The organism is Flavicella marina, from assembly GCF_009193215.1.
Taxonomy (GTDB): Bacteria; Bacteroidota; Bacteroidia; order Flavobacteriales; family Flavobacteriaceae; genus Flavicella; species Flavicella marina.
The window spans coordinates 15,942-29,163 of record NZ_VYVA01000006.1 but is presented as its reverse complement, the minus strand read 5'-3'; the positions used below and the strand labels follow the sequence as shown (position 1 = coordinate 29,163).

12 protein-coding genes are annotated in these 13,222 nt (G+C 34.1%); 3 read left to right on the top strand and 9 right to left on the bottom strand.

Features of this window, described 5'->3' with window-relative positions; translation table 11 throughout:
• Positions 1–50: 50 nt before the first annotated feature.
• Positions 51–1,127: a branched-chain amino acid aminotransferase gene (locus F6P99_RS11920; protein ID WP_152287720.1), complete on the bottom strand. Its 1,077-nt coding sequence runs from the start codon at positions 1,125–1,127 to the stop codon at positions 51–53.
• 182 nt (positions 1,128–1,309) lie between these two features.
• Here F6P99_RS11920 and mnmD point away from each other — a divergent pair, with 182 nt between their 5' ends.
• Positions 1,310–1,981, top strand: coding sequence for a tRNA (5-methylaminomethyl-2-thiouridine)(34)-methyltransferase MnmD (gene mnmD, locus F6P99_RS11915; RefSeq protein ID WP_152287719.1), 672 nt, complete (start codon positions 1,310–1,312; stop codon positions 1,979–1,981).
• 50 nt (positions 1,982–2,031) lie between these two features.
• Here the strand turns inward: mnmD and F6P99_RS11910 are convergent, their stop codons facing one another.
• From F6P99_RS11910 to F6P99_RS11890, 5 genes are all read right to left on the bottom strand, one after another.
• Positions 2,032–2,889 (bottom strand): pseudouridine synthase, encoded by an 858-nt coding sequence (locus F6P99_RS11910; protein ID WP_152287718.1) that lies wholly within the window; start codon positions 2,887–2,889, stop codon positions 2,032–2,034.
• Between the two features lie 77 nt (positions 2,890–2,966).
• Positions 2,967–3,905, bottom strand: a complete 939-nt coding sequence (locus tag F6P99_RS11905) for a geranylgeranylglycerol-phosphate geranylgeranyltransferase (RefSeq protein ID WP_394349543.1) — start codon at positions 3,903–3,905, stop codon at positions 2,967–2,969.
• A gap of 1 nt (position 3,906) precedes the next feature.
• Positions 3,907–4,833 (bottom strand): mevalonate kinase family protein, encoded by a 927-nt coding sequence (locus F6P99_RS11900; RefSeq protein ID WP_152287717.1) that lies wholly within the window; start codon positions 4,831–4,833, stop codon positions 3,907–3,909.
• Between the two features lie 68 nt (positions 4,834–4,901).
• Positions 4,902–5,480, bottom strand: a complete 579-nt coding sequence (locus tag F6P99_RS11895) for a toxin-antitoxin system YwqK family antitoxin (protein ID WP_152287716.1) — start codon at positions 5,478–5,480, stop codon at positions 4,902–4,904.
• A 2-nt stretch (positions 5,481–5,482) separates the two neighbouring features.
• Positions 5,483–6,568, bottom strand: coding sequence for a diphosphomevalonate/mevalonate 3,5-bisphosphate decarboxylase family protein (locus F6P99_RS11890; RefSeq protein ID WP_152287715.1), 1,086 nt, complete (start codon positions 6,566–6,568; stop codon positions 5,483–5,485).
• A gap of 134 nt (positions 6,569–6,702) precedes the next feature.
• Between F6P99_RS11890 and F6P99_RS11885 the strand changes: the two genes are divergently transcribed.
• Together F6P99_RS11885 and F6P99_RS11880 are read left to right on the top strand one after the other, a co-directional pair.
• Complete coding sequence (locus F6P99_RS11885) at positions 6,703–6,939, top strand: hypothetical protein (RefSeq protein ID WP_152287714.1); 237 nt, start codon at positions 6,703–6,705, stop codon at positions 6,937–6,939.
• A gap of 17 nt (positions 6,940–6,956) precedes the next feature.
• Entirely contained in the window at positions 6,957–9,812 is a 2,856-nt protein-coding gene (locus tag F6P99_RS11880; protein ID WP_152287713.1) for a TolB family protein, read from the top strand.
• Here the strand turns inward: F6P99_RS11880 and F6P99_RS11875 are convergent.
• The 3 genes from F6P99_RS11875 to F6P99_RS11865 are packed head-to-tail and all read right to left on the bottom strand — an operon-like array spanning position 9,809 to position 13,213.
• Positions 9,809–11,029 carry a BaiN/RdsA family NAD(P)/FAD-dependent oxidoreductase gene (locus F6P99_RS11875; protein WP_152287712.1) on the bottom strand — a complete coding sequence of 407 codons (1,221 nt, stop codon included), beginning with the start codon at positions 11,027–11,029 and terminating at the stop codon, positions 9,809–9,811. The genes F6P99_RS11880 and F6P99_RS11875 overlap by 4 nt on opposite strands.
• A gap of 3 nt (positions 11,030–11,032) precedes the next feature.
• Complete coding sequence (locus F6P99_RS11870) at positions 11,033–11,932, bottom strand: GYDIA family GHMP kinase (RefSeq protein WP_152287711.1); 900 nt, start codon at positions 11,930–11,932, stop codon at positions 11,033–11,035.
• Complete coding sequence (locus F6P99_RS11865) at positions 11,933–13,213, bottom strand: hydroxymethylglutaryl-CoA reductase, degradative (RefSeq protein ID WP_152287710.1); 1,281 nt, start codon at positions 13,211–13,213, stop codon at positions 11,933–11,935. It abuts the gene before it with no gap.
• Positions 13,214–13,222 lie beyond the last annotated feature (9 nt).

Below are 13,222 nucleotides of genomic sequence, written 5' to 3'. Positions count from 1 at the left end.
AAACTTGTGCAAGTAACTCACACAAGTTTTGATTCGTAATTTGTTGTAGGTTAAAGAGTCCTAACTTTATAGGTCCAACCAAATTTATCTTCGGCCTTCTTTGTTTGTATGCTTGTAATTTTATCTTTGAATAAATCAGCATACGTACTTTCTAATTTTGGCAATTCGTAATCATTCCCTCTAAAGTGAAAACCTAGTATCGGATTAATTACGGCAGCTGTTCCTGCTCCAAACATTTCTTGCAACGTTCCGTTCTTTGCAGCTTCCTCTATTTCGTACACCGAAATATTTCTAACCTCAGCTTCGATACCTAAATCTTCAGCCAAAGTCAATACACTCTTACGAGTTACTCCATCTAAAATTCTATCAGAAGTTGGAGCTGTTATAATTTTATCTCCAATTCTAAAGAAAACATTCATCGTACCAGCTTCTTCAAGATTTTCATGTGTACTAGCATCTGTCCAAACTACTTGTTGGTAACCCGCTTCATTTGCCAACTTCGTTGGGTAAAACTGCCCAGCATAGTTTCCTGCACATTTTGCAAAACCTACACCTCCACTCGCTGAACGACTGTAAGTATCGGCAAACAATACACGAACTTCACCACTATAGTAAGATTGTGCTGGAGAACATAAAATCATAAATTTATATTCTTTCGCCGGATTCGCAGATACACCTGCCTCAGTTGCAATTACAAACGGACGTATGTAAAGAGAGCTTCCTTCTTCTTTCTGAATCCAATCTTTTTCAATGTTCAACAAAGTTTCTAAACCATCAAAAAACAATGATTCTGGAAATTCTGGCATCTCTAAACGAACCGCTGATTTGTTCAATCTTTTTTGATTTTCATCAGGTCTGAACATCCAAATCTGATCGATATCATCTTTGTATGCTTTCATCCCTTCAAAAATTGCTTGACCATAATGAAAGACTTTCGCAGATGGATCTAAAGTTATTGGACCATAAGGTCTAATTTTGATCGTTTGCCATTTGCCATCTTTATAATCACACTCTAACATGTGATCTGTAAAGACGTTTCCAAAAGCAAGGTTGCTAAAATCTATCTGTGAGATTTTAGATTCTGTAACTTTTTGGATGTCGATTTCTGTTGTTTTATCTAATATCATGATCTAATTTGTTTCCTATAAACAAGAATACAAAAATAACACTTTTATTGATAATAGACATCTTATCCTATGAATTATCGCATGAAATTGACCTCCTATTTTTCTTAACTCAAATAATAAATCATTTTTTTAGCAATCCTAAATCCTTTAGGTATATTTGTTGTCAAATTAACAGTTTCAAATTGAAAAGAGAAATCATCATAACTTCTGACGGATCCACTACGATTCACATGCCTGAATGGGACGAGCAATACCACTCGAAGCACGGGGCTATTCAAGAGGCCTATCATGTATTTATTCGCAATGGTTTAGAAACTCACAACAGCTCTAACTTATCGATACTTGAAATAGGATTTGGAACAGGTTTGAATTGCTTTATTACCTTAATTGAAGCCGCTAAAAGAAATTTAAAAATAGAATACACAGGAGTAGAAGCCTATCCAATTCAGGAGGATGAGATTTTGCAATTGAATTACGTGTCGGAATTGGAAGCACGAAACTTTTCACACAAATTTGAAGAAATGCACTTGTTTGATTGGAACAAAAAGCAAGAAGTGCACAAAGACTTCTACTTGACCAAAAGACAACAATTTATCAAAGATATCGACGATGTAAATACGTTTGATCTTATTTATTTTGATGCTTTTGGTGCTAGAGTACAACCTGAACTTTGGACAGAAGAAATTTTTCATAAGATGTACAATTCACTGAAAGAAAATGGAATATTAGTAACATATTCTGCAAAAGGAAGTGTAAGAAGAGCAATGATTTCCGTTGGTTTTACGGTAACCAAATTGCCTGGCCCTCCAGGAAAAAGGGAAATGCTTCATGCAGTAAAAACTTCAGACAAATAAAAAAGCCTCTTCATTTGAAAAGGCTTTTTTTATTTGAAAAGAAGTGGTAATTATATCATTTTTAAATTACTAACTTCTTGCTCTGTAAGATGTCTCCAATGACCTCTTTGAATATTTTTTTTCGTCATTCCTGCAAAAATCACACGATCCAATTTTACTACTTTGTAGCCCAAAGTATCAAAAATCTTTCTAACAATTCTGTTTCTTCCTGAATGAATTTCAATCCCAACTTCTGATTTTGAAGCCCCTTCAACATAAGCTACATCATCAATAAAAACCTTTTTACCTTCTACCATGAACTCACCTTCACTCAAGGTTTGTAAATCTTTGACAGCAAATTTTCTATCTAAAGATGCATGGTATAACTTACGTACATTGTGTTTAGGGTGTGTCAACTTTTTTGCCAACTCACCATCATTAGTAAACAACAGCAAACCAGTTGTATTTCTATCCAAACGACCCACTGGGTAAATGCGTTCTTTAGTCGCCATATGCACCAATTCCATAACCGTCTTACGTCCGCGTTCGTCGTCCATAGTGGTTATGTAATTTTTTGGCTTGTTCAATAAAACATATCGTTTCGTTTCTGGATTTATAAGTGCTCCATCAAAACGAACCTCGTCTGTCAATTGAACTTTGTACCCCATTTCAGTGATCACTTTTCCATTAACCATAGCACTACCTGCTGCGATCAACACATCTGCTTCTCTTCGAGAACAAACACCCGAGTTAGAAATGTATTTATTCAATCTAATTCCATCTGCATCTGTCTTCACAGGTTTTGCCGGAGCCTTTTTCTCAAACTTACTTGGTCGCTTTTTAAAACTTCCTTGTGAATTATTTGTTCTTCTCGATGCGGATTTATTAGATCCCTGTCGTCCTCTCGACGAGTTTCTTTCTGTACTCATTTTTAAAATTTTAATTTTTGCAAAAATACAGTTTAATATTGATTTTCAGTTTGAAAATCTAAGAAAAGAAATCTAGATTATATTTTCTGTAAAATTCTAGTTATCAACACTGAAGTATCTATGAGCGCCAAACTAAAAACACCTAAAACGATTAGAAACTTCAATACATTGTGCAGCACATTGTACTGTTGTATACTCTTAGCTTTCCATAAAAGAAACGGAAACATTAAAAACACAGTAAACACAAGATAAAAATAATATTTCATCTCCCCTATTTCTGGATATTTCCATAAAAAATAAATTGGATTCAATGAAAACACCACCACTATTGAAATCAAGATTTTAGTAAACCTTTCTCCATATTTTACAGGTATCGTTTGATAATCGTTTACAAAAGCTCCTTTCACTCCTTCTAAATCTTTGATCAACTCACGTATGGTAATGATAAAAAACAAGAAAGCAGCATGGGTAAAAATAATTTCAGATATATTTTTATGATAAACAAAAACAGCGAAAAAGGGCAACATTGCCAAAACAGACGAAGACAACAAACCTGCAACTGGGTGTTTTTTTAACTTATGGGAATACAACCAGATAGCAAAAATATAAATTGCGAAAAATACGGCTGCTCTCCAAGAAACAATAAAACCTAACAAAAACCCTAATGCATTTAAAGCGAAATATGTTTTTAATTTGGTTTTCTGACTTACAAAATTGTCAATTTTTGATTTGATCGGTTTGTTGATTCGATCAATTTCTGAATCGTAAAAGCTATTGATAATATAACCAGCTGCAATTACCAAACTGGTAGCAAATACTGTTACAAACAAATGAAAATCTAAAAGAATCGTTCTTAAAGGTTTCTCTGGAGAAAAGATAAAAATAGAGGCTAGGTATTGTGCAATCACTACAACGAGAATATTGTACCCTCTCATAACAGACAACATCCCTAATACTCCGTATAAAATAGATCGCTTGGCTTTTTTATTTTGTTCAGAGATTTCTAATAGATCCATTTTAAAATCTATAAACTAGCTCTAAATTGTAGTCGCTCAATTGTTTTTTTACCTTTTCAAAATCTTTAGCAAAACCCAAAATATAACCACCACCACCAGAACCGCAAAGTTTCAAGTAATAATCGTTTGAATCTATCCCTTGCTTCCATAATTTATGAAAGGCAGAAGGAATCATAGGTTTGAAATTTTCTAACACCACCTTTGACAAGCTTTTCATGTTAGAAAAAAGAGATTTTACATCACCTTGTAAAAAATCATCGATGCAAGCATCGGTGTGGGTCGCAAATTCTTCGCTAAACATTTTTCTAAAACCTTCGTTTTTCATCTTGTTCATAAAGATATTCACCATAGGCTCTGTTTCACCTATAATCTTAGAGTCTAACAAGAAAACAGCAGCTTTTCCTTCCTTTTGGTAAGGAATCCCTGTAGGTTCTATATTTTTGTTTGAGTTGATCAATATTGGCAAACTCAAATAACTATTCAACGGATCTAATCCAGAACTTTTGCCATGAAAAAATGACTCCATCAAAGAAAAAATCTGCTTTAGCTTTAGCAATTTATCTTTTGTAAGATTTTCTAAAACTGTAATCTTATCTATTGCATATTTATCATATATCGAAGCAACTAAAGCTCCAGAACTTCCAACTCCATATCCTTGAGGTATACTAGAATCAAAATACATTCCATTATCAATATCAACTTTGAATCCTTTCAAATTAAAACGAACCAAATCAGTATCTAATTCTGACAAGTATCGATATAACTTTAATAAGTTTTGGTTAGATTTTTCAGTAATTTCTGTTTGAGAATCAGAAATTTTTAATGCCCCTTGGTAATGATTGTACGGTATTGCCAATCCTTTAGAATCTTTTATGATTCCGTACTCACCAAACAATAATATTTTGGCATAAAATAAAGGTCCTTTCATAGGGTATTTATTTACTATAGCTGTTGCAAAGATACGTTTTTTTGCACACATTCAAGTTATTACCGTTTTTACTCTTGAGAAGTACCATTGTAATAATACACCTTCCACACACCTACTCTATGGCCTTTATGGTACTGTCCTTGTTCTTTTAATTTTCTATTGGTATGGTACACCTTCCATTCTCCACTTCGAAAACCATCTTCATACGCACCCGATTCTTTCAAAGCACCATCTTCAAAATACACCTTGCTCGGACCATTTAACTTAGAATAGGCATACGTTTTAACGCTTTTTAATTTCCCTGACTCGTAATAAACCCTGTGTGTTCCGTAAGGAAACCCATTTTTATAAAGAATTCTTTCGGCAATTCTTTCGCCGTTGTGATAGTGCACCACTTCTCCCTCAAATTTATCTGATCTTTCTTCTAACGATACTCCGGTCTTCAACTTAACACCTAAACTATCATAATCCGTAAAATGATAAAAGTCTTTAAAGCGAACTTCTTTATGTTCTGACAATCGATAATAACTCGAAGAATCTTTTTGTACCGCTTTCCAATTCGCATCAAACCAAATCGTGTCTTTTTGCGAAAAAGCACTACTTACAGACACCATAAAAAAGAAAACTACTATTCCCTTTAGTTTCATATTTATTTAATTTCTTGTGCACCTTCACCAACTTCATCGTGGATATAGTGAGCATTCTGACAATAAACCGAAAGCTCTTCTTCGATAAATCTATGAATCGCTTCTTTTTCTACTTTGGGGTATAATATGTGAACATTGGCACCAGCATCAAGCGTAAAACAAATATTAGAATTGTTTGCTGCACGATAGCTCCAAATTTTTTGAATAATCTCTAAGGTATTCGGTTTCATTAGAATAAAATAAGGTTGACTTGTCATCATCATTGCATGTAACGTCAAAGCCTCACTTTCTACAAGTTCGATAAACTCTTTTACTGCACCTTTTTCTAAAACATTTTTCATTTTAGAAATATTGTCTACTGCCTGAGCAAACCTATTCTTTGCATAGGGATGCCCATGCATCAAATCATGACCAACAGTACTACTAACTTGTTTCTCGCCTTTATCGACCAATAAAACCGTGTCTTGGTAATTTTTAAAGATTGGAGCAACTTCAGAAGAAAACGGAACACCAAATAAATCAGAACTCCCTTCAATATCTTTATGTGCACCCCAAACTACCAATTCTCCTTTGATACTTCTGCATGCACTTCCTGAACCTAAACGAGCTAAAAACGATGCTTTTTTATAAAAGTACTCTTCAGTTATACTTGGATCTAACATCTTTTCTAATTGCATCAAACACATCGAAATAGCTGACATACCACTCGCTGAAGATGCAATTCCACTACTATGAGGGAAAGAATTCTCTGAACTAATTACAAATTTATAAGCCTTGATAAAAGGAACATAGGCAACAATTCGTTCAAAAAACTTCTGAATTTTTGGTTGAAACGAAGGTTTTTCTTCGCCTTCAAAAACAATCTTGAATTCGAAATCGCTTGCTAGATTTTCTTTTTTTTCGAAAGACAAAGTTGTAATTGTATGGCAATTGTTCAGCGTAAAACTAATAGATGGATTTTCTGGTAATTGCGGATCACGTTTTCCCCAATATTTCACTAACGCAATATTACTCGGAGTTTTCCAAGTAGTACTTCCGGAAGTTATAAGCGCTAAACTTGAACTTGCTATAAAATTTTCTGTAGTCAAATCTTAAAATTTTTGACAAATATACTTCATTTAACGAAATAGACTCCCAAACAAGAGATACATATTTTGAGTTTCGTCAATGTCACTTTATTGTTTTTACTACATTTGTTTATCACAATTAACAAACATGTATTTTGAATAGAAAATTAAAACTTATATGGGATTTTAAAGGCCCTACTGGTTTAGGTACTGCAAAACACCATTGCATTCATTTAGAAGAATTTGCCAACCTAGAAAAATTGCATTTTTACGAGATTGATTTTTCAGAAATTTCAGAAATGCACGCCACTGCTTTCATTGTTGTTGATGAAGTTGATATGAAAACCTATCGAGATGCGTTAAAACCTCACCGAGGAGAATTGGCTCAATAAACCTCTCACCATTTGCTATGAAACCTACACTTCGTCTTCTTTTAATTCTTGTACTTTCTTGTGCTTTCGTTGGATCTGCGCAAACTATCGGAAATCATGATGCCAATATCAATTGGAAAACAATTGAAAATGAAAATGTAAAAATTATTTTCCCGAGAGGTACAAGTGCTCAAGCCAGAAGAATCGCTGATGTAATTGAGTACATTCACAATCACAAAACTATATCAGTAGGAGAAAAATCAAAAAAAATTGACCTCGTCCTACAAAATCAGCAAACGATCTCGAATGGTTTTGTTACGCTATCTCCATACCGATCGGAGTTTTTTGCCATCAGTCCACAAGACCAATCCTCTTTAGGAACTCCTGATTGGCTCGACTTGCTTTCGGTTCACGAATACCGACATGCACTTCAATATGCAAATGCAAATAGAGGATTGACAAAAATATTTCATGTCATTGCTGGTCAAAATGGATGGGCAGCTAGTCAGGGACTTAGTATCCCTTCTTGGTATTTGGAAGGAGATGCCGTTTTGTCTGAAACTCTTTTGTCTGAAAACGGAAGAGGGAGAATCCCCTATTTTTTCAAAGAACAACGAGCTTTGTTTTTAGAAGGAAAAATCTACTCGTATCACAAAGCACAAAACGGCTCTTATAAAGACATTGTACCAAACATATATCCTTTAGGCTATATGATTAACAATCATGTAAGAAACAACTACGGCATCGAAAAAGGAAGTAAAATATTGGCCGATGCCGGAAAATACAAATATGGTTTTTACCCTTTTTCTAGTGCAATGAAAGCACATACCGGACTAACCACAACAAAAATGTATAAAGAAAGTGCCCTTGCCTTACAAGAAAAATGGGTATCTGAAGCAGCACAACTCGACATTTTAGAAACCAAAAAAATAACAAAAAACAACAAAACAATTACCCACTACACTTTTCCTCATTATCGAAAAGATGGAAGTATCATTGCAATTAAAAAAAGTTTTCAAGAGACACCCTATATCGTTCAGTTGGATAATGGAATCGAAGAAAAACTGACAACAATAGGTATTTCTGCACAAGAATATCTTGCAAGTACTGAGAACAAATTGGTTTGGACAGAGCACCAACGTGACCCTAGATATGCTAACAAAAATTATAGCAATATTGTAACCTATGATTTGACAACCAAATCAAAAAACACAATTACAACTAAGCAACGTTATTTTTCTCCATCATACAATTCAAATACAAAAAAAATTGCTGCAGTAAAATATTCTGAAAACATATCTTATCAGATTGATTTAATCGATGCAGAAACAGGACATGTATTGGAAACCATACTAAATAAAGAATCTCTTTTTATAAGCACTCCTAAATGGACGAAGGATGACAAAGCTCTTATCTATTTAGCAAAAAAACAGGGAAAACTTGCTTTTTTCAAATATACATTTGAAACAAAAAAAACAATTCAACTATCCGATTGGACCAACTTTACAATTGGCCAATATTCTGTAGGGGACGAAAAAATTTATTTTTCTGGTGCCTTTAGCGGCATTGACAATATTTACAGCATCGATACTTTCGGAAACAAACAACTAAAAAAAATCACATCAGTAAAAGTAGGCGCCTATTTTCCGAACATCACTGAAGATGAACAAAAAATTGTTTTTAGTGAATTTACAAGTAATGGTTACCAGCTAAGAGAGCAAAAAACGAATACTGCAAAGCATTTTGTTTTTAAAAATTTAGATGCATTTTACAATGTAAAAACAACTGAGATTGAACACTCAATTTTAGATTCTATACCAGAAAACTCCTACGATATAAAAGAGTATTCTAGTTTTTTTAGAGGAACAAAATTACATAGTTGGGGATTGACAACTTCTACAACATCTACCAACACACTTGGTGCCAATGTTCAGTTTAAAAACATATTAAACGATTTTAATGCGAATGTCGCTGTATTGAGAAACCTAAACGAAAACACAAACAGCCTGAGAGCAAACATCTCATATGGTAGAGGTTTATTAAATTGGAATTTTAATACTGCAACACTAGATAGAAACTCAACGTTTGGGTTTAACGACATTGGGTTTTCAACAAGTTTTAATGAAATCTTTTATGGAGGAGGATTTTCTATCCCACTCTCTCGCTACAAAGGCAATTATTCTCAATCGCTAAAATTAGCATTCAACTACATACAACATAGCACCTCTAATTACAGTCTAGACGATTCGATTAACTTAGATTTCGGTGCATTTGAATCGAGCTTTACCTTCTCAAACATAAGAAGAAGAGCTTTGCAAAATGTTGCTCCTAGATGGGGACAGTACATAAACATCAACTACAATAAAAGTAACGATGAATCAACCGCTGAAAAACTCTACATCAACAGTTTGTTTTTCTTTCCTGGTATCGTAAAAAACCACAGTTTAAATTTTGCATTGAATTGGCAAAAAGAACTCCTCTCCAACACATACCGTTATTCTGATACTTTTAGATACGCTAGAGGATACTCTGGAATTGTAAACAGTGAAGTTGTAAAAATCTCTTCAAACTACGAATTACCTTTACTCTATCCTGATTTCGGTATTTGGGGAATCACCTACTTCAAACGTATCAGATTGAATGCATTTTTTGATGCCAGTGTATTACAGACGAATGAATATACAATTGAAGGAACAGAATTTGATCCAATTATCGTAATCAGCCCAATAAGTTTGAATCAAAATTCATATGGTGCCGAATTAATTTTTGACAATATCTATTTCAACATAGCTCCTATTGCTTTAGGTTTGCGTCAAAGTTTTTTATTAAACAACAACCTAAGCAACCCTACAAAAACAAATGCTTTTGAGGTATTTTTACAACTAGGGTTTTAATTTTCTGCCAAGACATTTCCGATGATAAAGCCACCTGTCCAAGCATTTTGAAAGTTAAATCCGCCTGTTACTGCATCAATATTTAAAACCTCACCTGCAAAGAATAAATTATTGTGTAATTTACTTTCAAATTTTTTGAAATTAATTTCTTTTAACGCAATTCCACCAGCTGTAACAAATTCATCTTTAAAGGTACTTTTTCCGCTTGCTTTAAAAACTGCTTTTGTCAATTGACTGGCAATTTCATCAAGAGATTTATTACTCAAATCTGCCCACCTACTAGTAGGATTTACACCTACTGTAGTTACAAATCGCTCCCACAACCTTTTAGAAATAGGTTCAAACGGAGAACGTAAAGCAATCTGTTTCTTTGAATTTGTTTTTTTTATTTTATGTAACTCTTGTACAACTTGCCCAAAAGGTTTCGACAACCAATTGACCTCTACTTCGTACACATATTTTTTTTCTGCTAAAATTCTTGCTCCAAAAGCTGATAATTTTAAAACTGCTGGACCACTCATTCCCCAATGCGTAATCAACAATGGACCATGACTTTCTAATTTAGTTCCTATAATTTTTACAGTTGCATTGGGTACAGAAACTCCCAATAAATCAGTCAAGCGACTGTCTTTTATATTGAACGTAAACAACGATGGAACAGGTTCTATTATCTTGTGCCCTAAACTTGAGACAAGATCCCAAACTTTTTTGCTGCTTCCTGCAGTAACCACCAATTTATCAGAACAAAATATTCCTTTACTCGTATTTAGTTTCCATAAATTGTCTTCTTTTATCACAGAGTTTACCCCATGATTTTTTAAAACTTCAATATTATATTTGTCAACTAATTTTTGAAAACAATCAATAATACTCTGTGATGAATTTGACTGTGGAAAAACTCGGTTGTCTTTTTCTATTTTTAAAGGAACTCCTCTTGACTCAAACCACTCCATAGTATCACCTGTCATAAACTGATGAAAAGGCCCTAACAATTCTTTTTTACCTCTTGGGTAAAATTCTGTAAGATCTTTCGGCACAAAACAGGCATGTGTAACATTGCAACGACCTCCTCCAGAGATTTTAACTTTTTGCAAAACCTCTTTTCCTTTTTCCAGAATGGTAATCTGTAAATTTGGATTCAACTCTTTCGCAGTAATCGCTGTAAAAAAACCTGCAGCACCTCCACCAACAATAATCACATCTCTTTTTGCTTCCATAGTTTAAAGAATCATTTCTTTATAGGTCAATACCGTATCAAATCCTTTTTCTCGAAAGAAATCTGGTGTTGAAACATCTCCGGTCACCAAAATAAAGTCACCACCCCATGCTCCTAAACTCTTAATTGCGCCCTGGTAATTTGAAAACAACTGATCTTGTAGCGGAACAATGTTGATAAATTCCCCAATCAATTGTTCATGTTTCTTTAAGAGTGATTCAAATACCTCAAAACTTTTTTCAATCGTAATTTTCTCTGTGATTTCTGAAATTTTTTCGATCAGAGTATTTCTATCACCTTCAGTATTTCTATACAGCTGAATTCCTTCTTTACTGTCTTGCTTTTGATTCAAATAAACAAAATAAATTCGATCTATAAATTCGGGTGAAAACTTAAATGGAATCACCGAAGGAGAATCATTCCCCAATTGATAATGAATGGCTGTATTATTCTGAGCACAAGCTATATCATACCCACTTCCTCCAAAAGAGGTTTGTAACAATTGAAAAGCATCTATATTTGCCCAACTTGCAATATTATTTATCAATGTTGATGAAGTACCCAACCCCCATTCGTTCGGAAATGTTAAAAATGTTTGAACAAACGCTCCTTTGCCATCTTTCAAAAACTCTGGATTCAAGGTTTGAGCAGCAAGTAATATTTCTTGCAGGGTTTTTAATTTTGGGTCATGGCTCATTTCTTGCAATTGATTCAACTGAATTTCAGCCTGAAACCATAGTTGTTTTTCGCAGGTAAAACTTTCCCAAATCAACACCGGAACATCTAATTGACTTACTTCTAAACTCTGTCCAAATTTCGTGGGCAAGGCCAAAGATTTAGCTCCATCTAAAACAGCATATTCACCGGTAATCAGCAATTTACCATTACTATAAAAACGCTCCATTTATTGCAAGGTTTTGTAAAATTCATGAACCGCACTATGCGTAACTGGAATAGATTCAAAATATTTTACCGTTTTTTCTTTCTGTTCGTTTGTCGCGCCAAGTTGATTTAAAATATTCATCAAATGCATTTTCATGTGTCCCTTTTGAATCCCAGTCGTTGTCAATGCTCTTAAAGCTGCAAAGTTTTGAGCCAATCCTGCAACCGCAATAATTTTCATCAATTCTTCAGCTGAAGGATTTTGTAACAATTCTAAAGATAACTTGGCCATTGGGTGCAAAGCTGTCAATCCTCCTACAGTTCCTAAAGCCAAAGGTATTTCTATCCAAAAACGAAATTCACCATCTTTCACCTCACATTGAGTCAAACTCTTATAGCTTCCTTCTTTCACCGCATAAGCATGCGCACAAGCTTCAATTGCTCTAAAATCGTTTCCTGTAGCCAACACGACAGCATCAATTCCGTTCATTATTCCCTTGTTATGTGTCACCGCTCTGTGTGGTTCTACGTTGGCAATGGCAACAGCCGTTTTAAATTTTTCAGCATATACCAACGGGTCAATTTCAGATGTTCCTTGAATCAATTCTTCTACCTTACAAGACACTTCAGCACGAACCAAACATTCAGGTACATAATTCGATAAAATACTCATTACTATTTGTATACCATCTTTCTCAAATCGAGCTGCAATAGCCTCTAAACAAGAATTGATAAAGTTCGCCCCCATTGAATCTTTCGTCTCAAACGTCACATGCAATTGGTAATAATTAGCCAATTGATCTGTTTTTGAACGCAATTCTATGTCTAAAATTCCACCGCCACGTTTACGCATGTTTGCAGTAATTGCCTCGGTACTTTCAATTAAATCAGATTTTATTCCATTAAAATATGCCTCGATGTCGGTTGTATTTCCTTCATACATAAAATGTACTTGGCCAATTTTTTTTGTACCTAAAATTGTCGTTATAAAACCACCTCTAGTACTCCAAAATTTCCCAACCAAAGAAGCTGCAGCAACTACAGAACTTTCTTCTATTACCATAGGAATCGTATAATCTATTCCATCAATAATAAAATTTGGTGCCACTCCAAAGGGCAAATAAAAATTTGAAATGGTATTCTCTATAAAATCATCGTGTAACCTTTGTAACTTTTCATCTGTATTCCAATAACTTTTTAAAGTCTCTTTAGTAATGGACTCTTGATTGAAAAATGCTTTCACCAACCAATCAATCTTTTCTTCTTTGGAAAGCTTTGAAAATCCCGTAATTCTACGTACCATATTTTAGTA